At 43.1% G+C, this 26,674-nt stretch carries 31 protein-coding genes, 1 pseudogene and 1 riboswitch; of the genes and pseudogenes, 26 read left to right on the forward strand and 6 right to left on the reverse strand.

Translation table 11 applies throughout. The features are described 5' to 3' along the window. Positions 1–13: 13 nt before the first annotated feature. From KSZ58_RS01760 to msrA, 11 genes are all read left to right on the forward strand, one after another. Positions 14–751 (forward strand): sugar isomerase domain-containing protein, encoded by a 738-nt coding sequence (locus KSZ58_RS01760; protein ID WP_008818374.1) that lies wholly within the window; start codon positions 14–16, stop codon positions 749–751. Then, positions 748–1,455: an N-acetylmannosamine-6-phosphate 2-epimerase gene (locus KSZ58_RS01765; protein WP_009270275.1), complete on the forward strand. Its 708-nt coding sequence runs from the start codon at positions 748–750 to the stop codon at positions 1,453–1,455. Before KSZ58_RS01760 ends, KSZ58_RS01765 begins: the two co-directional genes overlap by 4 nt. Before the next feature lie 13 nt (positions 1,456–1,468). Next, positions 1,469–2,632 (forward strand): MalY/PatB family protein, encoded by a 1,164-nt coding sequence (locus tag KSZ58_RS01770; RefSeq protein ID WP_009270276.1) that lies wholly within the window; start codon positions 1,469–1,471, stop codon positions 2,630–2,632. Between the two features lie 19 nt (positions 2,633–2,651). Continuing rightward, entirely contained in the window at positions 2,652–3,047 is a 396-nt protein-coding gene (locus tag KSZ58_RS01775) for a PTS sugar transporter subunit IIA (RefSeq protein ID WP_008818376.1), read from the forward strand. A gap of 23 nt (positions 3,048–3,070) precedes the next feature. Further along, entirely contained in the window at positions 3,071–3,547 is a 477-nt protein-coding gene (locus tag KSZ58_RS01780; protein ID WP_008818377.1) for a PTS sugar transporter subunit IIB, read from the forward strand. Positions 3,548–3,565: 18 nt separating this feature from the next. Then, complete coding sequence (locus tag KSZ58_RS01785; RefSeq protein ID WP_009270277.1) at positions 3,566–4,318, forward strand: PTS sugar transporter subunit IIC; 753 nt, start codon at positions 3,566–3,568, stop codon at positions 4,316–4,318. Positions 4,319–4,332: 14 nt separating this feature from the next. Beyond that, complete coding sequence (locus tag KSZ58_RS01790; RefSeq protein WP_002607133.1) at positions 4,333–5,151, forward strand: PTS system mannose/fructose/sorbose family transporter subunit IID; 819 nt, start codon at positions 4,333–4,335, stop codon at positions 5,149–5,151. A 147-nt stretch (positions 5,152–5,298) separates the two neighbouring features. Further along, a complete protein-coding gene (locus KSZ58_RS01795) occupies positions 5,299–6,012 on the forward strand; it encodes a GntR family transcriptional regulator (protein ID WP_008818379.1) in 714 nt (237 codons plus the stop codon). Positions 6,013–6,074: 62 nt separating this feature from the next. Further along, positions 6,075–7,877, forward strand: a complete 1,803-nt coding sequence (gene recQ, locus KSZ58_RS01800) for a DNA helicase RecQ (RefSeq protein ID WP_009270278.1) — start codon at positions 6,075–6,077, stop codon at positions 7,875–7,877. Between the two features lie 189 nt (positions 7,878–8,066). Then, positions 8,067–8,981: a carbohydrate kinase family protein gene (locus tag KSZ58_RS01805; protein WP_008818381.1), complete on the forward strand. Its 915-nt coding sequence runs from the start codon at positions 8,067–8,069 to the stop codon at positions 8,979–8,981. A 164-nt stretch (positions 8,982–9,145) separates the two neighbouring features. After that, entirely contained in the window at positions 9,146–9,652 is a 507-nt protein-coding gene (gene msrA / locus KSZ58_RS01810; RefSeq protein ID WP_009588120.1) for a peptide-methionine (S)-S-oxide reductase MsrA, read from the forward strand. A 136-nt stretch (positions 9,653–9,788) separates the two neighbouring features. On the opposite strand, the gene KSZ58_RS01815 is transcribed toward msrA, so the two are convergent. After that, on the reverse strand, positions 9,789–10,337 hold the full coding sequence (locus KSZ58_RS01815) for a folate family ECF transporter S component (protein ID WP_009588662.1): 549 nt from the start codon (positions 10,335–10,337) through the stop codon (positions 9,789–9,791). Between the two features lie 61 nt (positions 10,338–10,398). Next, positions 10,399–10,496: riboswitch (THF riboswitch) on the reverse strand. A gap of 356 nt (positions 10,497–10,852) precedes the next feature. Here KSZ58_RS01815 and pta point away from each other — a divergent pair. From pta to KSZ58_RS01855, 8 genes are all read left to right on the forward strand, one after another. After that, positions 10,853–11,827, forward strand: a complete 975-nt coding sequence (pta, locus tag KSZ58_RS01820) for a phosphate acetyltransferase (RefSeq protein WP_002607139.1) — start codon at positions 10,853–10,855, stop codon at positions 11,825–11,827. 264 nt (positions 11,828–12,091) lie between these two features. Beyond that, entirely contained in the window at positions 12,092–12,346 is a 255-nt protein-coding gene (locus KSZ58_RS01825; RefSeq protein ID WP_002607140.1) for a hypothetical protein, read from the forward strand. Positions 12,347–12,563: 217 nt separating this feature from the next. Beyond that, positions 12,564–13,670 carry a patatin-like phospholipase family protein gene (locus KSZ58_RS01830; RefSeq protein WP_065530534.1) on the forward strand — a complete coding sequence of 369 codons (1,107 nt, stop codon included), beginning with the start codon at positions 12,564–12,566 and terminating at the stop codon, positions 13,668–13,670. Between the two features lie 87 nt (positions 13,671–13,757). Beyond that, positions 13,758–14,696, forward strand: a complete 939-nt coding sequence (locus tag KSZ58_RS23090) for a collagen-like protein (RefSeq protein WP_008818385.1) — start codon at positions 13,758–13,760, stop codon at positions 14,694–14,696. A gap of 33 nt (positions 14,697–14,729) precedes the next feature. Further along, positions 14,730–15,800 carry a glycosyltransferase gene (locus KSZ58_RS01840; RefSeq protein WP_008818386.1) on the forward strand — a complete coding sequence of 357 codons (1,071 nt, stop codon included), beginning with the start codon at positions 14,730–14,732 and terminating at the stop codon, positions 15,798–15,800. 213 nt (positions 15,801–16,013) lie between these two features. Then, positions 16,014–16,442, forward strand: coding sequence for a MarR family winged helix-turn-helix transcriptional regulator (locus KSZ58_RS01845; RefSeq protein WP_002607144.1), 429 nt, complete (start codon positions 16,014–16,016; stop codon positions 16,440–16,442). A 52-nt stretch (positions 16,443–16,494) separates the two neighbouring features. Beyond that, positions 16,495–18,231, forward strand: coding sequence for an ABC transporter ATP-binding protein (locus KSZ58_RS01850; RefSeq protein ID WP_009270280.1), 1,737 nt, complete (start codon positions 16,495–16,497; stop codon positions 18,229–18,231). Continuing rightward, the gene (locus KSZ58_RS01855; RefSeq protein ID WP_217752591.1) at positions 18,221–20,110 is read left to right on the forward strand and encodes an ABC transporter ATP-binding protein; all 1,890 of its coding nucleotides are present in this window, start codon (positions 18,221–18,223) and stop codon (positions 20,108–20,110) included. The genes KSZ58_RS01850 and KSZ58_RS01855 overlap by 11 nt, the downstream gene beginning before the upstream one ends. 116 nt (positions 20,111–20,226) lie before the next feature. Here KSZ58_RS01855 and KSZ58_RS01860 read toward each other — a convergent pair whose 3' ends face one another. Further along, positions 20,227–20,541: a hypothetical protein gene (locus tag KSZ58_RS01860; RefSeq protein ID WP_009270282.1), complete on the reverse strand. Its 315-nt coding sequence runs from the start codon at positions 20,539–20,541 to the stop codon at positions 20,227–20,229. A gap of 124 nt (positions 20,542–20,665) precedes the next feature. Here KSZ58_RS01860 and KSZ58_RS01865 point away from each other — a divergent pair, with 124 nt between their 5' ends. Continuing rightward, positions 20,666–20,797, forward strand: a complete 132-nt coding sequence (locus tag KSZ58_RS01865) for a hypothetical protein (RefSeq protein WP_009270283.1) — start codon at positions 20,666–20,668, stop codon at positions 20,795–20,797. 36 nt (positions 20,798–20,833) lie between these two features. Here KSZ58_RS01865 and KSZ58_RS01870 read toward each other — a convergent pair. The 3 genes and pseudogenes from KSZ58_RS01870 to KSZ58_RS23095 all read right to left on the reverse strand — a co-directional run. Further along, positions 20,834–20,968: pseudogene (locus KSZ58_RS01870) on the reverse strand (helix-turn-helix domain-containing protein); the annotation flags it as partial. Between the two features lie 221 nt (positions 20,969–21,189). After that, the gene (locus KSZ58_RS01875) at positions 21,190–21,342 is read right to left on the reverse strand and encodes a hypothetical protein (RefSeq protein WP_157132708.1); all 153 of its coding nucleotides are present in this window, start codon (positions 21,340–21,342) and stop codon (positions 21,190–21,192) included. A 143-nt stretch (positions 21,343–21,485) separates the two neighbouring features. Continuing rightward, the gene (locus KSZ58_RS23095; protein ID WP_257318540.1) at positions 21,486–21,620 is read right to left on the reverse strand and encodes a hypothetical protein; all 135 of its coding nucleotides are present in this window, start codon (positions 21,618–21,620) and stop codon (positions 21,486–21,488) included. 285 nt (positions 21,621–21,905) lie between these two features. Here KSZ58_RS23095 and KSZ58_RS01880 point away from each other — a divergent pair, with 285 nt between their 5' ends. The 4 genes from KSZ58_RS01880 (at position 21,906) to KSZ58_RS22455 (ending at position 24,338) form a co-directional block, all read left to right on the forward strand. Then, positions 21,906–22,907, forward strand: coding sequence for a YHYH domain-containing protein (locus KSZ58_RS01880; protein ID WP_008818391.1), 1,002 nt, complete (start codon positions 21,906–21,908; stop codon positions 22,905–22,907). A 137-nt stretch (positions 22,908–23,044) separates the two neighbouring features. After that, a complete protein-coding gene (locus KSZ58_RS01885; protein ID WP_009270284.1) occupies positions 23,045–23,953 on the forward strand; it encodes a hypothetical protein in 909 nt (302 codons plus the stop codon). Next, positions 23,934–24,065: a hypothetical protein gene (locus tag KSZ58_RS23100; RefSeq protein ID WP_009588658.1), complete on the forward strand. Its 132-nt coding sequence runs from the start codon at positions 23,934–23,936 to the stop codon at positions 24,063–24,065. The genes KSZ58_RS01885 and KSZ58_RS23100 overlap by 20 nt, the downstream gene beginning before the upstream one ends. A 66-nt stretch (positions 24,066–24,131) precedes the next feature. Then, complete coding sequence (locus KSZ58_RS22455; RefSeq protein WP_247230520.1) at positions 24,132–24,338, forward strand: hypothetical protein; 207 nt, start codon at positions 24,132–24,134, stop codon at positions 24,336–24,338. Between the two features lie 358 nt (positions 24,339–24,696). Here KSZ58_RS22455 and KSZ58_RS01895 read toward each other — a convergent pair whose 3' ends face one another. Further along, the gene (locus KSZ58_RS01895) at positions 24,697–25,671 is read right to left on the reverse strand and encodes a YafY family protein (protein ID WP_008818394.1); all 975 of its coding nucleotides are present in this window, start codon (positions 25,669–25,671) and stop codon (positions 24,697–24,699) included. A gap of 182 nt (positions 25,672–25,853) precedes the next feature. Between KSZ58_RS01895 and KSZ58_RS01900 the strand changes: the two genes are divergently transcribed. Both KSZ58_RS01900 and KSZ58_RS01905 read left to right on the forward strand, forming a co-directional pair. Further along, the gene (locus KSZ58_RS01900; RefSeq protein ID WP_008818395.1) at positions 25,854–26,189 is read left to right on the forward strand and encodes an HIRAN domain-containing protein; all 336 of its coding nucleotides are present in this window, start codon (positions 25,854–25,856) and stop codon (positions 26,187–26,189) included. A gap of 12 nt (positions 26,190–26,201) precedes the next feature. Continuing rightward, positions 26,202–26,669 carry a hypothetical protein gene (locus tag KSZ58_RS01905; RefSeq protein WP_161129119.1) on the forward strand — a complete coding sequence of 156 codons (468 nt, stop codon included), beginning with the start codon at positions 26,202–26,204 and terminating at the stop codon, positions 26,667–26,669. Positions 26,670–26,674: the final 5 nt, after the last annotated feature.

Genomic DNA, 26,674 nt, shown 5'->3' on the forward strand with positions numbered 1-26,674 from the left:
TAAGGAGGAAAAAATGATAAATAAAGTATTTGAGACTGGATTTGATGTATTAAACAAGGTAAGGGAAACCCAGCAGGAACAGCTTGACCAGGCGGCAAAGCTGATTGCAGATTGCTTTCTGGCACACAAAACGTTTTACGTTACAGGAAGCGGTCATTCCCATACACTTTGTGAAGAATTCTATGGACGTGCAGGAGGTCTCGCATTTGTAGTTCCCATTATGACTAGTGAGCTGACGATGACAGAGCATCCTACAAAAAGCTCGTTTTTGGAAAGACTGAGCGGTTATGCGGCTATACTGGCTGATTTGTATGATATAGAGGAAGGGGATGTCGTATTGATCGCATCCAATTCCGGAAGAAATGCCTACCCTATAGAAATGGCAATCGAAGCAAGGAAACGAGGAGCTTCTGTCATTGCAATCACCAATATTGCACATTCAAACGCTGTTTCATCCCGTCATGAAAGTGGAAAAATGCTGATGGATATTGCAGATATCGTGATTGATAACTGTGGTGTGCCCGGAGATTGTGCAGTACAGATGGAGGGGGTAGCTGCTGCGGTGTGCCCGACTTCATCTATGGCCAATACCTTTATCGCACAGGCAATCAGTGTTCAGTGTGCCTATTATATAAAAGAAAAAGGAGTAACACCACCTGTATTTGTAAGCTTGAATAGCGAAGGCACTGAGCATGTCAATGATGAATATTTCGAGAAATATACAAGAATGTATAAAAAGGCGCGCCTATGACAAAACGGGAAATTCTACAGCGCCTGAAGGGACAACTAATCGTTTCCTGTCAGGCATACGAAGATAATCCATTGTATGGCACAGAAAATATGGTCACGATGGCAAAATGTGTGCTGGCAGGCGGAGCCAAAGGGATCCGGGCATGCTGGCCTGAAAATGTAAGAGCCATACGTGCACTTACAGATGCACCGCTGATAGGAATCAATAAAGTCATGCCATCAGCGGACACGGATTTTTATGACAGTGTCTTTATCACACCGAATTATGAATCAGCTGTAGCTGTTATTGAGGCAGGATGTGATGTCGTCGCACTGGATGGTACCTTGCGGGGTAGAAATGAGAAAGAATTAACTGAGCTTGTACAAAGATTGAAAGCCGCATATCCCGATATCGTATTGATGGCGGATCTGGCTACGGTTGAGGAAGGCATCATCTGTGAAAAAGCAGGATTTGACATCCTTTCCTCTACATTAAGCGGCTATACAAGAGATACGATGCATAACAACCTGGGCGGACCGGATATTCAGCTGATTCGCGAATTGAAAAGCAGGACGAGCTGTCTGGTGAATGGAGAGGGTAAAATATGGGATAGTAAACAGCTTCGTGGTGTATGGGCGGCAGGAGCTGATATGGTTACAATGGGCAGTGCCATAACGAATCCTATGAAAACCACAGCTTATTTGATTGATCAAATGAAAAAATGAGAGAGATGATGATATGTATACATTTGATGAGCTGATAGATAGAAGACATACAGAGTCTACAAAATGGGATCGTTATCAGGATAAACTGCAACGCGATGATCTTCTGCCTATGTGGCTGGCAGACATGGATCTGCCTGCCTCGGATGAAATAAAAGAAGCATTGATGAAACGTGCTTCTCATCCTATTTACGGCTATAGTGATCGAGGCAGACTGTACTATGAAGTGTTCGCAGAACGCTTTCAAAAACAATATGCTTATGATATAACCGCAGATGATGTTATGTTATCCACCGGTGTCATGTATTCCATTGCCGCTGCCATACATCTGTTTACAAATCCGAAGGACGGTATTCTATTGCTGATGCCTTGCTATCACCCGTTTGTAACGTGTGTGGAAAACAGCGACAGAAGGGTGATACCAGTGGATATGTGTGTACATGATCAACAGTATGAAATTGATTTCGAACAGTTGGAAAATCGATTGAAAAAAGATGATACTGTAAAGGCCTTGATCCTGTGCAATCCGCATAATCCCAGCGGACGTGTTTTCGGATATGAGGAATTGAAGCGGCTTTCCGAAGTTTGTGAGAAATATCATTTGCTCATCATCTCAGATGAAATTCATAGTGATTTTGTTTATGAAGCAAAATTTATACCGATTATGAAGGTAAGCACCTACGCACGGCAGCATACGATTGCCTGCGTATCACCGACCAAATCCTTCAATCTTGCAGGCTTGAAAGTATCTGCAATTCTTGTGAAAAACGAATCAATGAAAAAAAAGCTAAAAGATTATTGTTCACTCATTGGAATCAGCAGTATCAATATCTTTGCCATGGAGGCGGTGAAGGCAGCGTATTTGAAATCCAATGACTGGCAGCAGGCGCTGCTTACATACCTGAAGGACAACAGAAACCTTATAACTGCCTTCGTGAAGCGTCATGCTGATCAGATAGTTGCATTTCAGCCGCAGGGAACATATTTTTACTGGATGAAATTCCATGCCGATATACATGAAAGGCTGCTGAATGAAGCAGGTTTGATTTTGAATCATGGTGCAGAATTCAGTTCTTCCTGCGCTGCATATGAGCGTTTGAACTTTGCCTGTCCAAGACCGCTGTTACAGGAAGGATTAAGACGGCTGGATACATTACTAAAGGAAATAGAGAACGAATAACGAACAGAAAGGAGGATTTATGATAGGAGGAATTATAGCCACGCACGCCGGACTGGCAAATGGATTTCTGGAGGCTGTTGAAATGATTGCCGGCAAACAGGAAAATCTGTTAGCAGTTTCCTTGCGGGAAGGAGATGGTCTGGAGATACTGATTGAGCGTCTTCAAAAAGCTGCCGCTGCCATGGAGGGAGAGGAGCTTGTTATCTTTACGGATCTGTTTGGGGCTACGCCCTTCCATGCGGCAAGTGTGCTAAGTGCTCAGACCGGCTGTCATGTTGTGTGTGGTGTCAATTTAGCGCTGTTACTGGATTTTGCAGTAAAACGGGAAAGTATATCACTGCAAGACATGAGAGACAGTTTGCAGGCAGTGAGCAAAACCGATTATCGCTGGATTGAACAAAGTGATATCATCTAATCTTTTGAAAGGAGAAATGAAGTATGGGAATTACTGTATTACGGTGTGATGACCGTTTGATTCACGGACAATGTATCGTAAAGGTTCTGAATGATTACAAAATTGATTATATTATTTTGGTTGATGCATTCACTGCATCCAATCCGGTCATGAGCAATATTTACAAGATGTCTGTACCTCCGAATGTACATCTGGATGTGGCATCTGCACAATCGGCGATTGCTTTAATTGAACAGGCGGAAAAGAGTAGTGAGCGTACACTGGTTTTGGTAAAGGATCCGATCATCGCTTTGGAGCTTCAGAAGAACTGTACCGTGCTGCCGAAGGCTTTGAATATCGGGCCGATGAGCAATCGAAAGGGAACGAAAAAGGCTACTTACTTTTCGTACCTGCTGGATAGTGAAGCAGCGGCGTGTGAAGAACTGCATGCCATGGGAATACGTGTTTATTTCCAACAGGTTCCGGGTGAAAAAGAAATGGAATGGAAAGAAGCATTTTAGTGAAAGGAGAATAGGACTATGACTTTACTACAAGCTTTACTAATCGCGTTACTTGGGTATCTGGGCTCCATTTATGGAACCTTTCTGTTGGGGACAGTTGGCGGATGGAATATGATTGGCCGCCCGATTGTTGCAGGGGCTCTGATCGGTCTGATTTTGGGGGATGTTAAGAATGGTGTTTTAATTGGAGCAGCAATACAGGCGCTTTATGTGGGACTGGTAACGCCGGGAATGTCGGTGCCGGGAGATGTGAATTTTGCATCCTATATAGGTATACCGCTGGCGCTGGTATCAAATGCATCTCCGGAATATGCAGTGGGAATCTCTGTACCGCTGAGTCTTCTTGGGGTAGCGGCTGTATATAGTGTTGCGACCTTTAATGCAGTCTTTGTCCATTTGCAGGATCGCTGGATCGAGGAAGGTAAGCTGAAGCAGGCAACAAGAATTCCGATTTATTCCAATATTTCACAATTTGTCGTCCGCTTTATTCCAATTTTCCTTGCCTGCTATTTCGGGGCAGATTATGTTCCAAAAATGATTGCATTGATCTCGGATCAGCTGGGTGTTATATTCCAGGTGCTTGGTGGTATTCTGCCGGCGGTTGGCTTTGCATTGTTGATTAAATTCACTTTAAAAAAGAATATCGAATTACTGTATGTTCTTGTTGGGTTCATTATGATGGCAATATTGAAAATGCCGATAGTGGCAATCACGGTGCTGGCAGCATTTATTGCATATCTTGACTATCTGCGCTGCGTGAAACAGTCTTAGGGAAGGTGAAAAGTATGACAATTTTATCAAAGAAAGATGTACGAAAATGTTATGTGAACTGGATAACATTTGCATTGGGCTGTCAGAATATGGAACGAATGATGGCTCCGGCATTTGTCCGCATGTTTGGTCTTGTATCCGAGAAGCTATATGATTCCAAGGAAGAACAGCAGAAGCTGTTGGACAGACATACTCAGTTTTTCAATACGGAGGAAGCTTTCGGCTCTATTATTCCAGGCGTGATTTTGGGAATGGAGGAAAAGCGTGCTGAAGGTGAGGAAATACCGGATGAATTGATACAAAGTACGAAAACAGCATTGATGGGACCCTTTGCCGGTATGGGAGATTCCTTAATAGGTGGAACCCTGCGCCCTATTTTATGTTCGATTGCCATGGGATTATCCGCATCCACAGGCAGTATTGCCGGACCGCTGTTCTACTGTGTTGCCTGGCTTGGCATTATCATTCCCGGAACCTGGCTATTATTTTCAAGAGGCTATAAGCTTGGTATCAATGCTGCTGATGTGCTGTTTGTCGGCGGACGTAAGGATATCATCACAAGAGCGGCAAATATAGTAGGTCTGATTGTAGTAGGTGCTATATCGGCCCAGTATGTCAGTGCGGTATCCGGCTGGTCCTATCGCAGTGGAGATATGCTATTCAGTCTGCAGGGGATTCTCGACAGTATTATGCCCGGACTGCTTCCATTGGGACTGACACTATTGGCTTGGATTCTGCTGGATAAAAAGAACATGAAGATTACGACGGTTTTCATCATTTTCATTCTGATTGCAATTGTTGGTGGTTTAAGTGAGCTGCTGATTGTTGCCTGAGTAGATATTCTGTAACATACATGAACAACCCTGCACAAAAGCTCCTTAATGGAATGAATGCAGGGTTGTTTGTATCTGTTCTTCCAAAGAATGGAAATTGTGCAAATGTTATGTTAGAATGTCTGTACATTAACAGGAGATGAACGTATGGAGAATAAAATACCAATCTATCGACAAATTGAGCAGTATATTATGAATAACATTGAAGATGGAATTTATGCAGAGGGAATGATGATACCGAGTGAGGAGGACTTCTGTGAGAAATTTCATACAAGTCGTATGACGGTAAGAAAGGCATTTGACATATTGCAAACAAAAGGTATTTTGCATAAGAAAAAAGGAAAGGGAACTTTTGTAAGTACGTTCAGCATTGAGAAAAACATGCAGACCATACATGGCTGGAAAGAAACCATGCAGATGGCAGGCTATCGTACACGGTCAGATCTATTGAAAATTGCAATGGAAAAGGCAGATGAGAAAATTGCAAAAAAACTGCATATGAAGGAAGGGGACTTTGTATATATCATCATTCGACTACGTTATGCTAATGATACGCCGATTTTGATTGAGAAGGCACATCTCAATGCGTTTATGTTTCCAAATCTGCTGCAGATTACCTTTGAGGAGCAATCGCTGTATGATATATTGAAGAGGAATTATCAATTGCATATACATCACGTTTGTCAAAAGGTTCTCACACAGAAACTATATGGAGCTTATGCACAGCAGCTTTTTCAGGAGGATGAGGCTACAGCACTCGTTATGGAAAATATATCCTATGACGATAGAGAGATTCCTTTGGAGTATACGATCAGTTATATAAATGGAGAGCTGTATTCATTGAATTATTACGTAACTTAATGTTACTATAATAGGCAGCAGACTGTTGGTTAAATAAACAGGACGAGCTGTGGGGATGTGAAATGATGAAGGATTATGAGGTTTTAAAAAAATATTTCGGTTATGAAAGCTTTCGTGAAGGTCAGCAGGAGCTGATAACAAATATTCTGGAGCGCCATGATGTGTTGGGAATCATGCCAACCGGGGCAGGTAAATCTATCTGCTATCAGGTCCCGGCCGTGATGCTGGAGGGAATCACACTGGTTATCTCTCCTTTGATTTCTCTGATGAAGGATCAGGTGGGAACCTTAAACGAAGCTGGAATTCGTGCAGCGTATTTAAACAGCTCCCTATCCTATGCCCAGTATCGCAAGGCACTTTCTCTCGCTCGCGGATATACCTATAAGATCATATATGTAGCTCCGGAAAGACTGATGAGCGATGAATTTTTAAGCTTTGCAAAAGAGATGAAAATCTCCATGGTATGTGTGGATGAGGCGCACTGTGTCAGCCAGTGGGGGCAGGATTTTCGACCGCATTATTTACATATTCGGGAGTTCTTAAAGGAAATGCCGCAGCGACCGATTGTTTCTGCATTTACTGCAACGGCAACCACACAGGTAAAGGAAGATATTCTTCAGCTGCTGGATATGAAGGATCCTTATACCATAACGACAGGCTTTGAACGTAAGAATTTGTACTTTGCTGTGGAAAAGCCGAAGGATAAATACCAGGCACTTCTGCATTATGTAAAACAGCATACGGAGGATGCGGGCATTGTCTACTGTCTGTCAAGAAAAACAGTGGAGGAGGTCTGTGATCGACTATGCGCCGATGGCTTTGCGGCAACACGCTATCATGCCGGTCTGAGCGATGCAGAGCGTATGAATAATCAGGATGATTTCATCTATGACAGAAAAACCATCATGGTCGCAACCAATGCGTTTGGAATGGGGATTGATAAATCCAATGTGCGGTTTGTCGTTCATTTCAATATGCCTAAAAATATGGAAAGCTATTATCAGGAGGCGGGAAGAGCCGGGCGTGACGGGGAACAGGCAGATTGTATCTTGCTGTACAGCGGCAAGGATGTCCGTTTGAATCAGTTTTTGATTGAACAGGGAAGCGGTCATGAGGATATGGAAGAGGCTGTTCGCATGGAGCTGCAGCAAAAGGAAAAGGAACGGTTGAAATCCATGACCTTCTATTGTACGATTCCCAGCTGTCTTCGTCATTACATGTTAAAATACTTCGGTGAGGAAAGTGATGGCTTCTGCGGTAGCTGCTCAAACTGTCTGACACAATATGAGGAATGTGATATCCGTATGGAAGCATCCCGTCTTGTGGAATGTATCCGTCACAGCGGAGAACGCTTCGGGAAAACGATGATTGTAGATATTGTTAAGGGCAGTGCGAACGCCAAAATCAAAAGCTATCATCTGGATAGAAATCCGGCTTATGGTTCGTTGAAGGACAGCTCACGCAATCATCTTTATGAAATCCTTCAGCATCTGCAATTTCAGGGTATCCTGAAACAGAGTGAGGACGGCTATTCGGTACTGTCGATTCATCAGGAGGAGCTGCTTCCTACAGATGGTCCGCTGATAATGAAAATTGTCAAGGAGAAGCAGGTGCAGACCCCTGTGGTACAGACAGATAGTGGCGATAACCGGCTGTTTGAATTGCTGAGAATCTGCCGTTCCCAGCTGGCACGAAAAGCCCATGTTCCTCCGTACATGGTTTTCTCCGATAAGACACTGCATGATATGTGTGCGAAAGCACCGCATTCAAGAGAAGAAATGCTGGGAGTCAGCGGTGTCGGTGAAGTGAAATATGATAAGTACGGAGAAGCCTTTTTAAAGGTCATCGCATCCTTTGACTCATAAAGACTTAAACACCTTGCGTTCATGAAAAAAAACACAGGTGTTTTTTCAAATGATAAATCTTATCAGGGAAATACCTTTTTCCTCATAAAGATGAATGGCAATTCAACCCGCTGTACTTGTAAAGCGGCATGATTATGATATCATGGTTATAGCATTACAATGAGGTATCGTTAGAAGGAGGATACAGCGATGAGTATCATATGTATTGGTCAGTGTGCCTATGATTTAACATTTCCCATACAGGAGCCATTGATAGAAAATCAGAAATATCGGATTATGGAGCCATTCTCCTGTATTGGCGCACCGGCGGCAAATGCGGCATATTTATGTGCCCTATGGAATGCAGAAACCGTATTGATTTCCAGATGTGGCAAAGATTTCTACGGTGCGGAAATCCGAAGAGTTTTAAAGGAAGCAGGGGTTGATACAGCATACCTTATGGAGGATGAAAGCTTTTCAACACCGGTAAGTGCTATTATCGCCAATTCCTTTAACGGGTATCGTACCATATTCAACTGTCCCGGTATACAGCGAAAGCTGGAGTTCCATTACCCAGAGCAGGCAGAAATTCTCTTACTGGACGGTCATGAGCTGCAGGCGTCATTGGAGGCACTCAGCCGTTATCCGGATATTGACAGTATAATGGATGCCGGAACCTTTCACGAGGAAACAAGCGTACTTGCCCAAAAGGTGACCTATCTCGTCTGTTCTCAGGATTATGCAAGACAGTTCAGCAATATCGAGGTGTCCATACAGGATGAAAACAGCTGGAGACAGACCTTTGATGCCCTGCATGCACTGAATGCGGGACATATCGTTGTAACTCTGGGAGATCAGGGATTATTGTATGAGGATACGCAGGGGATACACCATATAGAGGCCTTCAACGTATCGGCAGTGGATACGACCGGAGCGGGCGATATCTTCCATGGCGCGTTTACATACTGTATTCATAAGAGCTATCCGCTGCAGGATGCATTGATAATTGCTTCCGCAACCAGTGCGATTTCTGTGCAGACTCTGGGAGGACAGACATCCATACCCACAAAGGCGGCTGTGAACAGGTTTTTGAATGAGCAGTGCTGTCATCTTATTTTAAAATAGCCATATACTTTATGCACGGATTGTTTTCAAGTGACCTGCTGTTTTAACTTTTTTAATGAATGCGGCTGGAATATGATAAACTATAATTATTATCCTATCTGCAGGAATGCGTGTGACTGCGCATATGAATTGAGCTTTCACAAAGCTGTATCGGAGGTGTGAAAATGAAAGAAATCTATCTGGCAGGCGGCTGCTTCTGGGGAATGCAGGCATATTTTGAACAGCTGCAAGGTATCGTGGCAACAGAGGTCGGCTATGCGAACGGACATGTGGAAAACCCAACCTACGAAATGGTTTGCAGCGGTACTACCGGGTATGCAGAAGCCCTGCATATTCAATATGATGCACTCGTGATTACACTGCGCTTCCTGTTATCCTTATACTATGATGTCATTGATCCAACCAGCTATCATCGTCAGGGAAATGATATCGGGGAACAATATCGAACAGGTATTTACTATGTGGATGAAGCAGATCAGCCGGTTATCGAGGCTTCCCTGCAGGAGCTGGCAAAATGTTATGAGGAACCGATTGTTGTAGAAATGAAGCCATTGACGAGCTTCTGTTCTGCGGAGGAGTATCATCAGGAATATCTCAAAAAAAATCCAGGCGGATATTGCCATATATCCAGGGATAAAATACAGACAGTAAAAGATAGGAAACTGGGATAAAACCCATTTCTATCATGTGCCTGCATTTCGTTTTTTCAGACTTGAATTAGAGAAATACAGTTCATATGAATGTTTAAAGGGATAGTATAAAAAAACTACGTTACCATTCAAAACGTAGTTTTTCAATATTGCAAGGCTATGTTCTGTGTACTCTTTCTGCGCCCTTGAGCGCTGCATACAGCAATGCTACATCCACAGGAAACATCACCACATTTTTAATCAGCCGCACCATGGTAAAGAGCGGACTCTGGTACATCATGTTCAGCCATAGAGATGTCAGAATCAGATTGATAAATACAGTGATGCAGGCTCTGGCAATGATCACTCTGGGAAGGGTGATTTTTTTCTTATAAAAGAAGCAGCCATATATCATTCCGGTTAAAAATTCGTTGACAGCAAACCCCGGGAAGTAGGGACCATCAGGTCGAATGATATATTTCAGCGTATCTGCAATGACACCGGCAAAGCCCGTACAGATCGGCCCGTAATACATGCCGCATACAGCAGCCGGAATACTGGAAAATCCAATACGAAGCGTTGGTGTTATGGGGATGAACAGTGTGCCGACAACGACATTCAATGCGGTCAGCATGGCGGTTCCGGTAAGTGCGGGAACCTTGCGCAGCTGTTCTGCGCTAGTTTTCATCAAACCGGGAAGCCCGGCGATTTCTTTCGCAAAGTTCATAAAAAAATACCTCCTTTCCGATATTGCATATAGAAAAGAGATATGAAAAGTTTTCTCATGCAACAGCGGGATGCGACCAGGAAACCGCAAGATAAACTTTTCGCCCGTCTGACAACTCCCCGTTCAGATGGTACTTAACGCTTCCTGACCTACTCTGCTTATGGGTAGATTATAGAGCAGCAGGAAAGAAAATACAAGTGTTTTTTTCAGAACTGTATGGATGAAGCACTGACGGTATCTGAACGGCAAACGGAACATTGAATTTGTTTATGGAGAATGAACGACATTGTGAAAAAAGCTTTTTTAAACAAACGAAGAGGTGTAATTTCATGTGCAGATAAATTCAGGAGGCTTTCATAGATATCGGAAAAAAAGCACTGTATATATGTAAATAATGCCGGAATACCTGTTATCCTGCATTTTCACTTGTGAAATCATTGATTTGTGAAAATTTCCTTTTTTTATGCAAAGTGTCGGTGTATAATAAAATATGGCAAGGAAAGTGAGGATTTTTTATGATCAATACATTAATTGAAAAAATCAAGGGGAAGGGAACACGTATCGTATTTACGGAAGGCTCCGACCCGCGTATTCTGGAAGCAGCAATCCGTCTGCATAAGGAAAATATCGTAGTACCTGTTCTGCTGGGAAACCGTGCCGAAATAGCCGGTTCTGCAGCAGCAAACGGATGGGATATCGAAGGCATTGAAACACTGGATCCAATCGAATACAAGAACATGGATATGATGGTTACAAAGGTGATCGAGCTGCGTAAGGGTAAGCTGGATGAAGCACAGGCAAGAGAAGCATGTCTGCACAGAAACTTCTTTGGTACCATGTATGTAAAGCTTGGTTGTGCGGATGGTCTGCTAGGTGGTGCTACATACTCAACAGCAGATACCGTACGTCCTGCATTACAGCTGATTAAGACAAGACCTGGAAACTCTATCGTTTCCAGCTGCTTTATTCTGATGAAGGATGGCGAAGAAAATCTGGTTATGGGAGACTGCTCCATCAATATCGACCCAAGTGCAGATGATCTGGTTGAAATCACTCTGCAGACTGCTCATACCGTACGTCAGTTCGGCATTGAGCCAAGAGTCGGATTGCTGTCCTACTCCACACTGGGCTCCGCAAAGGGTGCCAGCGTTGCGAAGGTAAATGAAGCGGCTACCCGCTTAAAGCGTATGCCTCTGGATTTCGCAGTCGAAGGTGAAGTACAGTTTGACTGTGCGGTTGCTCCGGAGGTTGCTAAGTTGAAAGCACCGGACTCCAAGGTTGCAGGAAATATCAATACATTCATTTTCCCGAATATTGATGCAGGAAACATCGGCTATAAAATTGCATCCCGTCTGGGCGGATATGAAGCAATCGGACCGATTCTGCAGGGTCTGAATGCACCAATCAACGATTTGTCCCGCGGATGTAATGCGGAAGAGGTCTTTAAAATGGCCATAGTAACTGCTGCACAGAAATACATGGATATCTAAGCAGTTACATCATAAACTCATAAGGTATGATCGCATACAGGCGTTGATGATGATCAACAAAAGGATAAACGGAGATTCCATGTTCTGTTGAAAAAGCAGCAGAGCAGGGAATCTCTTTTTTGCGTTCCGAACAGGAAAAGAAGCGTTTATTTTGATATAGATAGCTTTGGTGAGGAATATCGGCGGTAGCTATGATTACCTTTATATATACATAGGCGGGAAAAGAGGATATAATGAAGGAAAGAGGATTGGAGGCGGTATGCTATGCTTGCTATATGGAATCGAAAAGAAGTTATGCTGACAAATGATATGGAACGGCTTGCGAAAGCGCGTTATGCTTTACAAGGTGCAGGAATCGTCTACACATTGAAAACAAAAAATTTTTCGGCAGTTCATCATGGAGGTCCGGCTATTGCCCAAAATTCAAGACATCAGGATGTCATGTATTATCTCTACGTGCATAAAAAGGATGAGGATAGGGCACTGTACGTTATTCAGGAAGCACTGCGCAGCTCCTGATCATCCGCCCTTTAACGGGCTTCAAAAGAGTATGCTGGTTCTTGCAGTCATGTCAGTGCAAAGCTGCAGAGTCAGATACTGCTTTAACGGATAAAGTTAAACTGCGTTTCATAATGGATGCATGAAATATTGATGATTACATAAGCATCCATCTCTTCATACGAAAACAGGCGGTACTGCAGCCGTCTTTTTTGCATACGTTAGTAAGGGTGAAATTTTGAAAAAAGAACAATTGCATATCGGACTGGCATTGTCCGGCGGTGGTATGCGCGCAGCGATTTATCATCTTGGCGTACTGAGATATCTTGCCCAACAGGGGCTTATGGGCAGGGTTTCCCATATTTCAACAGTATCCGGTGCCAGTATCTGTATGGGGCTGATCTACGCCTGCAATGCCAATCAATGGCCGAGCGATACACAGTTTCTGGAACGGGTATTGCCTGCTGTTAAGAAGTGTATCACACAGAAGGATATTCAGTGGCATGCGTTGCTTCGTCTGTTTTTGCAGCCCTATTACTGGGATAAAAAGGTCAATCTTCTGGCGAAGGTGATGGAACAGCGCTGGGCAGTGAAGGGCTGTCTGCAGGATATTGCAAGCTGTCCGGCATGGACCATCAACACAACAGCTTATGAATCTGGTAAGGACTTTCGCTTTTCCAGTGCAAGAATGGGGGAACGGGATTCCAGCTATGTCATGCATCCGTCTTTTGCATTGTCGCATGCTGTTGCGGCAAGTGCCGGATTTCCGGTACTCATCGGCCCCTACAAGCTGAAAACAGACAAGTATATCTGGACGGATGCTACCGGAACGATCACAGTCCGGCCGAGGGATCGTGTACTGCATCTGTGGGATGGCGGTGTCTATGATAATATGGGGCTTGACCCGCTTTTCACCACTGAGCAGGATGGCGGTCTGCACAGGAATATCAACTATCTGATTGTCTCCAATGCATCCGGCAATATCGAGCATAAAACAAGAAAGTATTCCTTTTCCATTGAAAATCTCAAACGCCTGCTGGATATCAATATGGATCAGGTGGAATCCTTACGTTCTCAGGAGGTTATTGACTTCTTCCGCAGATATCACAATGGTGTCTATCTGAAAATCGGTACAACAGTAAAGGAGATCATGCAGCATTGTGCGTTGCCAGAGGAACAAAGGGATGCATGGGTTCGCAGCAGTATGAAGGAGGCTGAGGTACAGCGGGTTGCCGATTATAAGACAACACTGGAGAAGGTATCAGCATCTGATTATGATGCTATTTTACAGCACGGCTACGAAATTGCCAAAGCATCACTGTCATGTTTTGGGAATATCGCCTAAGTGTGTGCATTTTCACTAACACAAATGCCCGGTTGCGCATATAGTGAAGTGAGTAAGGAAAGAAAAGCTCTTGAAAGGGGAATAGCTATGTATCGAAACAGATATGACGATAACTGCGAATATGACGACTACGATTCCTACCGTGGATTTGATGAGCCAAAAGCCGGGCAGGACTGTGGCTGCAGATGCGACCGGGATTTTGACGATAACCGCTCTGCAGAGGATGAGCAGGGCTTTGCACAGGAATATTACAACTGCAATAGTGATGGCGGTTCAGCTTGTGACTGCGGCTGTGACTGCAACCGACCGCCGCGTCCGCCACGCCCGTATCCGGGTATCGGACCTACCGGTCCCATGGGTCCAAGAGGTCCAAGGGGTCCGCAGGGACCAAGAGGTCTGCAGGGTCCTCAGGGAAGAGAAGGCCTGCAGGGCTTACGTGGTCCTCAGGGAAATACCGGCCCACAGGGAGTAGCAGGCGTTCAGGGTCCTACCGGATCAACGGGTCCTCAGGGAATGCCGGGTGAGCGTGGCGCAACCGGCGCCAGAGGGGCAACCGGAGCCCAGGGGCCACAGGGACCGCAGGGGGCAACCGGACCAGCCGGAGAATCTGCGCCCCTTGTACAATTTGCTTCCGTCAGTCTTCAGTCCTTTACAGATAAGCAGTTCTGTGCACAGGATGCCTTTGTATTTGATGTAGGCACCATTCAAAGCGGATTTACAATTTCTGAGGACTATCAAAGTGTCATTGTAGGACATGCCGGAACCTATGTGGTGCAGTTCGGCTGTCTGCTCGCTTCACAGCCATGTGAGGGGGATGCTGTTGCTCTGGAGCTGAACAGTTCCATGATTATTGAAGAATCCAGATTACCGATGCTGTGTGAAGGAAGCTTTGTGCAGGGCAGTTGTATTGTCGAGTTAGGTGAAGGAGATAGTCTGCGCATGGTCAGTGATACTTCCCAGGGAGTCAACGTATGCAGCTTTAACAATACAGTCAATGCCTATCTGATTGTTTATCAGATTAACTGATAAGCAGCTTCGGATAGGGAAAGGGGTCGATGTATGGCGGGAATCAGTGTTTGCATGATTGTCAAAAACGAAGAGGAGGTTCTGGCACGCTGTCTTGCCTGTGTAACCTCCTTTGCGGATGAAATTATTGTTGTGGATACCGGAAGTACAGATAAGACAAAGGAAATTGCGGCCGGCTTCACGGATAAACTATATGATTTTGCATGGTGCGATGATTTTTCCAAGGCGCGTAACTATTCCTTTTCCAAGGCAACACAGGACTTTATCATGTGGCTGGATGCGGATGATGTGATATTGCAGGAGGATCAGGAACAGCTCGTGGAGCTGAAGCAGCGACTGCAGCCGGAGGTTTCCATCGTAATGATGAAATATCATACAGCGTTTGACGATAAGGGAAATCCTACCTTTTCCTATTATCGGGAGCGCTTGATGAACCGGCGTATGCAGCATCGCTGGTCCGGTGTCATTCATGAGGTGATACCATTAACAGGAATGGTACAGTATGAGGACATTGCGATTACACATCAGAAGCTGCATATCAATGATCCGGACCGTAACCTTCGCATTTTTGAAAAGCTACTGGCACAGGGGAAGCAGCTGGACGCAAGAGAACAGTTCTATTACGCAAGGGAGCTGTACTATCACGCACGTTACCATGATGCTTTGCAGGTGTTTGAAGCCTTTTTGGACGGAAAGCAGGGATGGGTGGAAAACAACATTGATGCGTGTGAAATGATGGGCTACTGTCACAGTGCGCTGCAGCAAAAGGATGAGGAGCTGCAGGCCTATCTGCAGAGCTTTCGATATGATGCACCAAGGGCGGAGCTTTGCTGTGATATCGGAAAATACTTCTTTGATGAAAAGCGCTGGAAGGAAGCGGTGTTCTGGTATGAAACAGCATTGCATCGTACACGTGATGATAAAAGCGGTGCCTTTGTTCGTGTTGACTGCTATGGTTATCTTCCGGCAATTCAGCTCTGTGTCTGTTACTGGCAGCTGCATGACCGACAGGCGTCCATGCATTACAACGATATCGCAGGCAGATACAAGCCGGACAGCATCGCAGTACAACAAAATCGAAAATTTTTCGGGAATGCATCCTAGTGAATTCAGGATGTATTCTTTTTTTGATAACAGGTGTGTTGGCTGTATGGGGCAGTCATCTACCCGTAAGGATGGAAAAAAGTCGGGATATATCATATATATAAGGAAGCATAACGGAAAAAAGGAAGAATGGAAAATATTTGACAGGGAAGAAAAGCTGGTGTATGATTCATAGCGTGCTATATATTAGCTGATAAAGTGCGAGGTGAAAGCATGGCAGATATGCATATCGGATATCTCATAAAACAGGTGTTTCTAATGAATCAGGCCAGATTGAATACCATATTTGCGGAATTTGATTTGACGGCTTCCCAGACCTTCACGCTGATTTACCTGTTTAAGGCTCATGAACGCGGAGAGCAGGTACATCAAAAGGACATCGAGGATGCAATGGATATATCCAATCCATCTGTAACCGGTATTCTGAATCGTCTGGAGCATAAGGGACTGATCCATCGTGTCGCAAGCACAAAGGATGCGAGGGTGAAAAATATCGTGGTCAGTGAACAGGCGCTGGAGCTGGACAAGATTCTCAGAGAGAAATTCAAGGAGAATGAAGAGGAGCTGGTGACGGCACTGAATGATGAGGAAATCGCATGTATGCAGAGCTGCCTGCTGAAAATGCTTGGGCAGAAGAGCTGATGCTTTTCTTTTCGCAAAATACATAGCATGCTATCGAAAAGGAGATGACAATATGATTAAACGGATTTTACAGGAAGTAAAAGAATACAGGAAAGCCTCCTTTCTCGCTCCGATCTTCATGGTGGGAGAAGTTGTACTGGAAATTTCACTGCCGTTTCTGATGTCCTTTATCATTGATAAGGGTGTGAGTCAGGGCGATATGACGGAAGTGACAAAATATGGCCTCATTATGATTGTGGCAGCCTTCGGCTCCTTGTTCTGCGGGGCGATGTCGGGGAAATATGCAGCTTATGCATCGGCAGGCTTTGCCAAGAATCTGCGCAGAGCAATGTTCTACAATATTCAGGATTTCTCGTTTCATAATATCGATAAATTTTCTACAGCCGGTCTGGTGACTCGCCTGATGACGGATGTGACGAATATACAGAATGCCTATCAGATGGTGCTGCGGATGTGTGTGCGTGCTCCATTGACACTGGTTTGTGCTATGGCAATGACATTTGTGATCAATGCCGAGCTGTCCATGGTATTTCTGTATGCGATCGCCTTTTTGGGAATCGTTCTGATTTTTATTATGAAATTTGCCCATCCGATTTTTCTGCAGGTATTCAACAGGTATGATGATTTAAATGCAAGTGTACAGGAAAATATTACGAATATGCGTGTCGTAAAGGCATATGTAAAGGAAGATTATGAGATTTCAAAATTTAACAAGGCATCCTATAATATTTACCGCATGTTCAAAAAGGCGGAGAATATTCTGATTTTTAATTCTCCGGCAATGCAGCTGTCCATGTATGCCTGTATCCTGGCGATTTCCTGGCTGGGGGCAAGAATGATTGTCGGTGGTTCTATGACAACCGGTGAGCTGATGAGTATGATGACCTATACGACGAATATCCTCATGTCACTGATGATGCTGTCTATGATCTTTGTCATGCTGTCCATGAGCTTTGCCTCCGTTCAGCGAATTGATGAGGTACTGGATGAAAAGAGTGATATCGTTTCACCGGAAAAGGCTGTTACCGAGGTGAAGGACGGTTCCATTGATTTTCACCATGTCAGCTTTGCATACAGTGCGGATCAGGAGGCAGATTCACTGGAGGATATTGCTTTGCATATCCGCTCAGGAGAAACGATTGGAATACTTGGAGGTACGGGAAGCGGGAAGTCCTCTCTTGTGCAGCTGATTCCCCGACTGTATGATGTGACAAAGGGAAGTCTGTATGTTGGCGGTGTGGATGTAAAGGAATATGATTTGGATGTACTGCGGAATCAGGTATCCATGGTATTACAGAATAACGTGCTGTTCGGCGGTACGATCAAGGATAATCTGCGCTGGGGAAATCCCAATGCGAGTGATGAGGAAATGCTGCAGGCATGCAGGCTTGCCCAGGCGGATGAATTTATCCAGCGGTTTCCGGATGGCTATGATACGCATATAGAACAGGGTGGAAGCAATGTATCCGGCGGTCAGAAGCAGCGTCTTTGTATTGCCAGAGCCTTACTGAAAAACCCGAAGATTCTGATTCTGGATGATTCCACAAGCGCGGTGGATACGCGGACGGATTATCTGATACGAAAGGCGTTTCGCGAGGATATTCCGGATATCACGAAGCTGATCATATCCCAGCGTATCTCCTCTATTGAGGATGCGGACAGAATTGTGGTGCTGGATGATGGAAAAATCAACGGTATTGGAACTCATGCGGAGCTGTTAAAAACAAATGAAATCTATCAGGAGGTTTATCGTACGCAGGTGAAAGGAGGCGATGAGAATGCAGATTAAGAAAAACAAGGTAAAAGCGGACAGGGATTCTCTACAGGTGCTGACGCGGCTGTGCGCTTATGTTATTCGCAATTACAGGGTTTCCTGTTTCTTTGTGTTGATTTTCATTATCATCAGTTCTCTGGCAACAGTGGCAAGCTCCCTGTTTCTGAAAAGTCTGATTGATGATTATATCGCACCGATTCTGGCATCCAACGGACCGGCGGATTTCGGACCTCTGTTTCAGGCGCTGTGTGCCATGGCTGCCATTTATGTATGCGGTATTGCTTCCACGTATCTGTATGCCAGAATTTTGATCAATGTGGCACAGGGGACGATGAAACGGATTCGTGATGATTTATTTGCACATATGGAAAAGCTGCCCATCCGCTATTTCGATACGCATCATCATGGCGATATCATGTCGGTATATACGAATGATACGGATACACTGCGGCAGGTAATTTCACAAAGTATTCCACAGCTGCTGTCGAGCGCGATTACTGTCGTGAGTGTCTTTCTTTCCATGTGTGTGCTGAGTCTTTATCTGACGGTCATTGTCGTGGTTATGGTAATCGTCATGAAGACGGCAATGTCTAAAATCGCAGGGCAGAGTGCTGTTTATTTCAAGCGGCAGCAGAGTGATCTCGGTGTTGTGAACGGCTATATTGAAGAGATGATGAGCGGGCAGAAGGTCATTAAGGTGTTCACGCATGAACAGGAAACAAAGGATGGCTTTGATCAGGTGAATGAGCAGCTGTTTGACAGTGCTTATCAGGCGAATAAGTTTGCAAATATCCTGATGCCGGTTATGGGAAATCTGGGGAATATATCCTATGTATTGACGGCATTGCTCGGTGGTCTGATCGCTATCAACGGTATCGGTGGTCTGACATTAGGTGCTCTGGCATCCTTCCTGCAGTTGAATCGATCCTTTACTATGCCGATTACGCAGATATCCCAGCAGTTAAATTCCGTTATTATGGCATCCGCAGGTGCTTCGCGCATCTTTGCATTGATGGATGAAGGCCTGGAGGCGGATGATGGCCTGGTGACGCTTGCACATGTGCAGGAGGTTGACGGTGAGCTGATTGAGAGTGAGGTGCCGACAGGAAAATGGGCATGGCGGCATCCGCGAGGAGATGGTGCTGTGCAGTATGTTCCTCTGGTTGGAAATATCATTTTTGATGATGTGGATTTTGGCTATCATGAGAATAAGCAGATTCTGTATAACATCAAGCTGTATGCTGAGCGTGGTCAGAAGGTGGCATTTGTCGGTGCTACAGGTGCAGGAAAAACCACAATTACCAATTTGATCAACCGATTCTATGATATACAAAAGGGGACGATCACGTATGATGGCATTGATATCAAGCTGATCAAGAAGGATGATCTGAGAAGGTCTTTGGGCATTGTTTTGCAGGATACGCATCTGTTTACCGGAACAATACGGGATAATATTCGATATGGTAAGGCGGATGCTACGGATGTGGAAGTGATTGCGGCGGCAAAGCTTGCAAATGCACATGGCTTTATACGACATCTGGAGCATGGCTATGATACGGTGATCAGCGGAGATGGGGCTTCTCTTTCTCAGGGGCAGCGGCAGCTGTTGTCAATTGCCAGAGCGGCACTTGCGAATTCACCGGTTCTTATTCTGGATGAGGCGACAAGCTCGATTGATTCCCGTACCGAGAAAATTGTGCAGGATGGTATGGATAAGCTGATGGAGGGAAGAACGGTGTTTGTCATTGCGCATCGACTTTCCACAATCAGAAATTCCGATGTGATTATGGTGATGGATCAGGGGAAGATCATTGAGCGTGGAAATCATGAGAAGCTGATGAAGGAGAGGGGAACATATTATCAGTTATATACCGGGGGACTGGAGCTGGATTAGGTAGTGTTTTGAAATGAAAAAGGACTGTCTGTTTGAAGAAGAATAATATTTCTTTGACAGGCAGTCTTTATCATATTGGATTCGTATTTTTTGTATATGTATAGATGTAAGACATCTTAAAGCTTTGATACAGCGTCCTCAAATTCCTTCAGGATATTGTGATGCGCTAAGAATTCAAATACTTCTTCATTGGTTAAATCCTTTTCGTATTCATCAATTACATTGCATACGGTGTTGCTTAATGGATATGGCTCACCGCTTTGGGTGCGGATGAAGTGCAGGTGCCAAGTGTTTTCCATCACTGTCAATGTGATGGAGGCGGTATCCTCGCCCATATCACCCCAGATGGGCTTGGTGAAGATATCAGTAAAAAATGAGTAATTTGAAATGATAAATTTATTTTTATAATCGTTAATAGTTTGTATCGTCATATCGTCCCTTCCTTTATTTCTTTATCATTTTAGCATTATTTAAGCTTAAGTACAAATATTACAGATGTATAAGAAGATTGTAATCCTATACTTGATTTGATATGATACATACAGGTGATGTAGTATGAAAAAAATAGAAGTCGTAGCCGCAATCATAAAGAAGGATGACTTTTATCTGATAGCTCAGCGATTGAAAGGTGAATTTGCTGGACTCTGGGAGTTTCCTGGAGGCAAGCACCTCGGCAAGTATGAATAATGCATCAAGAGAGAAGCTTTTATTACAATTAGGCGCTTCAATCTTACTGATATAGCTTATACTTAAACCTGACAGTTCACTCAACTGCTCTTGTGTTAAATGCTTAGCAGTACGCAATACTTTTATTTTTGATGCAATCCGATTATATTCCTCAAAATAATTTTCTTTCATTTTATTATGTTAACAGTACATTCATGTTATCTCCTTACTTCCATTATAGAAGTAATCAAATAGCCTAGCTTTCACTTATAGTGAAATTCCATCGAGATAATAGCTTTCTATGCAGTTTACTTTATGATAGATTCTATGAGGATGTAGTAGGATGCTTGAAAAGAGCTGTCACTAGAATTTTACTTCTTAGTAACAGCTCTTTTCACTATTCACTTTTCAAATCACCAGCAGCCCTTATCTTCAGCCTGCTTGTTTTTTGAATAATACGCCAATGGTTCATTATCATATCGATACTGCACAGTATCACGAACCGCTCCAGCCGTAACAGCCAAATCAGCCGCCTTCGCCTTTTCAATTGCTTCCTCACAAGGCACCTCATCATCTGAAACCTGCTGCTCTCATGTACCACTTACCTTTGAAATGGCAGCACCAATTACATTTGCTACTCCAAAATGCTCTGGCTTCGCCTCCTGCCTGCAACAAGACAACTGCTTTGGCACAATCACTGAGCCACCGCCTACAGCACCAGATCTACATCTTGGGTACTGATTTTCATGCGGTCAATGTTATTCTCCAGCATGACCGCCATTGCTCTTTTCGTAAACGCCATAATGATATTCTTTGTCAGGGCTGCATATCCAACATCCGTCATACCTAAGTAAACCGCAGTATCATAGTATCATCATATCCATGAAATTTTGATATGAAAGCTTATCCTAATAGCTATGTCATCCCATTTATATCTGAAACCAGCTTGCTTTAGCATAAGAAATTATCAGGATAACCCAATTTCACAATAAAGCCAGTATACAGTCGAGTAATTGTATTCCTATTGATTTAAAAAAATTACAAAAGTTTGAATGTAAGCGTTATAATTAAAACATAGGGAAGGAGGGAAGAGGTTTGTAATTTACTCATAGTCTAGGAGGGTGAAAAAATGAGAAAATTATTAGCATTCGCAACATTCGCATTACTTCTTGTATTACCAACGTCTACTTCCATTCAGGCACATCCGGGAAGAACCGACAGTAATGGCTGTCATACATGCCGGACAAATTGTGAGAAATGGGGATTGGCTTATGGCGAATATCACTGTCACAATGGTGGAGGTACGAGTTCCTCAGGTGGAACATCCGCACCATCAACGAGTGGATCCTCAACACCATCTCCAAGTACACCGCAACCTGTTCAGGAGGCAAAACCAAAGGTTAAAGTTCCGGCACAGCCGAAAATTGATTATGCAAAAGAAGGGGCTGCGGATGGATATTCGTTCAAAATGAAGAATCCGGACAAAACACTGGAAGATGTAACCTATACCTACTCTCAAAAAGCCTACAAAACAGCCTTTAATAAATCCTTTGAAAAAGCAGAAACCGAGCTTATGAACAATTCATCCTCACTGGCAGAAACAAACGGAAAGAAAGATGCTTTGGAAAAGGAAGCGTATCAGTTGAAGAAACTCCCATCCAAAATTATAAAAAATGAATATATAGAATATTATAAAACAGCCTATGATGATGCGGAACAGAAAGTGAAAACAGTTCTGCAGGATACGGCAGAGTACAATGCCTATGAATATGTATACAATGACAAAAAGATATCCGATGTAGAGGATTATAACTTGAAGAAATTTAAAGCAATCTATAAGGAAGCATATGATACATCCGTCAAGAGCTATGAAAAAGAAAAAAAGCAATTGCTTCAGCTTGCAAAAGACAATGGAAAAAAGGACGGAGAAGAAGGTGAGGATCAGAATCTTGATTTTCTGGATGCTGTGAAGGATACTGCTTTTTATCCAGCCGCGAAAGAAGCTTATGAGGAGGCATATGAAGAAAATAAAAAGGAAGGCAGTCTGTTGATAGGAATGGCTGCGACAGCTGTTCTTATTCTGGGTTTGTATCTGTTTATTAAAAAACTGCGGAATCGAAAAAAGGCATAGAGGCAAGACTTTGAACGAGACTATAGATGAAGAGTCCCTACACAGCTATGCTTTATGTTAAAATAATGATATAAGGAGGAAAGGCGTATGACAAGCTTACTGTGAAGTGTAAGCTGTGGTTATACCAGGGGTATATTATGAATTATTTACATAAGAAAGACGCAAAAAAGCTGATAAAGCTTCGAGAGGAATATTTGAAGTTTGTTTATAAAAACCATGTATACAGTGTATTGCTCATGCAGGAACCGAATAAGCATCAAAAAATGAACCAGGCATTAGCCTATATCGGCTCCCATCCACAATGTCTAAAGGAGTTTTTCGACAGCAGAAAGTGGAATGAAAGTGATAGCAGTATACTGAGAGGCTGGAAGGAAGAACACTATGGAGAATATCGTATTATAGATGTTACACCGGACTATATAGAACTGTATGATGAAGATAAGGACAACCTGTATCGGATGAAAGCGATTGGTATGTATCTTCTTGATGATGTACGGAATGTATTACCTGAGCATCGCTGGAAAGGGTCATTTTTTCAATATCGAAATGAGTTTATTTTGGATTCTGTTGCGGAAATCCTTATAAAGCAGAATGCTACGCTGGAAGAAGCGGAAGATTTCTATGAATCTATTGTGCGGCATAGAAATGTAAAAGGTGCCTATATCAATGATCAGGATATAACATATAATCCTTTACCGGAACGTATAGAGCATGACAATTTTTCGGAGCTTATGCATGACTTTATCGCCCCGATGGGAAACGCGAATAATCTGAGCTTTCAAGAATTTGTCGCATTAATCAAATTAGCATCCTTAGGATGGAATATGGCTCAAATCGGTAAAGATGCCCTGCAAACAGAATTGGCACGGCTGGAGCTGGATGCCCTGGATATCGTTGAATTCTTTCGGCATAGAAAAAACAAATATTTCAAGGAAAACAAAACCTTAATTCAGTCAGCAGAGGCACATGATGGAAAAGAGGGCTTTGAATTGCGGCTTGTCGTGGGAAATATGGAGGATTTGACTATTGAACAGACAGCAGATTGAAAAGAAAACTGCCGCTGTTATTGAAAGGCAGCTGTATCAGAGAGGCTATGCAACAGTTGAGGACTCCCTCATACTAATGGGATGGCTGGAAGAGAAATATTTGACACATTGAAGGAAGGGACAGGTGCCTTATCTCGAAAAGGTATGCGGTGCGAATTTATCCAAGCTCAGTTATTTTATGAAGCAGTATTTTGCATATGCAGCCAGAAAAGGCTATAAACTCAGTCTAACAAAGTCTTATCAATCCAAGACAAAAAAACTACTCAGATTTAGTAAATCGGGTAACGCCTCAATAGAACGCCGCTATAGCACCAGAATTATTGCATCTTATAAAAAGAAACCTCCACTCGATAAAATAAATGATAAGGAAGCCTTAAAAGAATAAACGATCAATGGGAGAGAACGATCATATGAAAATTAAAAAAGACTTGTCGCAAATGGGAATGTACACGTTTGTGACAAGTTTTTTAGTTCGCTATTTTTTTATGATTTGAACAGCCAGCTGATATAAATTCATTATCAGGCACTATCATGCAATGCGTGAGCTACTTATTTAGGTCTTTCTTGCTTTAGGGTGTTCATAATAGAGAAAATTCAACTTCTATTGATAATTCAATAGGGTTGAATTCTCTCTGTTAAATTTACCTGCAATTGAGTAAGAAGCCTTACTTATGGTTCTTTATTATATTGCTATTTGTCATCTGCACTATGCTGAATAATAGTTTTGATATATCGTTATCTATCTATGCTTTATCTTTTTCATAAACAGAGAGTGCTTTCCTTAAATTATTTCTTACACGCTCTCGCAACTCGCTGGGCTCCAGTATTTCGCAATATAAAGCATATTGCATGGCATAGTACATAATACCGGTTTCCGTAGAATAAATACGTGCGATGAAATAATCGGAACCCTTTGTTTCCTGCAATATGATTTCCTGTCCAAACTGATCAATGACATCATTCAGTATCATTTTATGACAGCGAAGGAAAACCGCTACGGGCTCCCCTGAATACATATACATTTTGGTTTTGGAATATGCGTAAGGATCAAAGGAATTACGAAGTGCATCTGCGGATGTATCCAATTTTCTGATATCCTGCATACGGTCAATGCGATAATGCGTAAAATCATCATGCTTATCTGTTTTACAAATCAGATACAGATTTCCGTTTTCCTCAACAATATAATACGGATGCAGAAAATACGGTTTCTCTCTTTTTCGTATCAGCTCCTTCTTCAGATTGTAGGTCAGATAGTACATCTGGATCATTTTATTCTCCTGTATTGCTTCCAAGAGGATATCCACATTCAGAAACAGCTGCCGGTTTTTCGTTTTTCGTGAGTTCTGAATATATACGGCGTTTTTAAAATCTTTACGATGATATCTGCTCTGCGTCTTCAGCAGCTTGTCGATGAGCTGAAAGCTGGAGCTGTCGCATATGAAATGTGAGGAATGAATCAGATTACACAAAACGTGTACCTCACTCTTTTCCAAATCCCGGTCAATCAGATAATAGCCCCGATTGGTTGTCTGGATGTCGATTCCAAAATTACGCAGCTGTTTGATATATGCAGAAAGCGTTCCGCGATTGATTTTAATATCATATACCTGCTCCAGTAATGGAATACAAGCATTACTGGATAAAGGATGTGCCTCATCCGAATACTCTTTCAATATATATAGTATCGCTATGGCACTCATTCTACTATCTTCCATATAACCATCCCTCCCATGTAGCTATAACAGAAAGGTATAAATATGCACCTTTTGGATGTTATGCTCTGTTTTCCCGTATATCATCTTTTCTATATTGTAACATGAAATGTTTATCGTCACTGTTTATAATTTTATACAATCCTTATCTTATAATGTAATTGTAAAGAAAGAAGGAGATTTTTATGACCTACATAACAATTGTTGGATTACGCTATTACTTTGGCAATGAGGTGTTTCGCGTGGGACAGAGGTTATTGATTGAAAAGGATATTGATAACGAAGAGGACGATGAAGCCATTCGCGTAATATCAGATGCCGGTGTGACGTTTGGCTATGTCGCGAACAGTGTGAGAACCGTCGCAAGAGGCTGTAAAAGTGCAGGACGCATTTATGATTGGTTTGAAAAGCAAACGGAAATTAGAATCATGTTTATTCTAAGCGATGTGGTAATTGCAAGTGTGGAATTGCCTGCTGTCATGTCCATTATGAATAAAGATACAGAAGACCTGTCATTTTAAGGAGAGGACAATATGCAGTTCAATCAAGGGAATCATAATCACAATGAGAATACAGAATATCATTATTATGGTGACTATGTACAGCGGGAAGAAACGCATGTTCATATGCATGGGGAGGCAATGGACAAAGCAGGGTCGGGGATATATGATATTTCAGCACTACACGGCATACGAAAGCTCCTGTTTGTAATCGTATTTGCTGCAGCTAATTGTATCAGATTATGCAGCTTTGGTTTCTTTGCCATCCTGCATCTGGCAGCTGTGATAATACAGAAATTTGTGGCCTTGTATCTTGTTCTCATGGGGATTATGCTGATCAGCGGACTGATGGGGGATGCAATACCGTGGACTTCTGTCATTGTGCTCACAATCACACTGGGTATTCTCTATCTGCTTTGTAATGATACAGAAGCCTGGTATGGATACTTTGTACAACTTATCTACAGAATGCTGGATGCTTTGTATCGGCGACTTGTATAATTTGT

The sequence above is a fragment of the Erysipelatoclostridium sp. DFI.2.3 genome (assembly GCF_019132535.1).
Classification (GTDB): domain Bacteria; phylum Bacillota_I; class Bacilli_A; order Erysipelotrichales; family Erysipelotrichaceae; genus Clostridium_AQ; species Clostridium_AQ innocuum.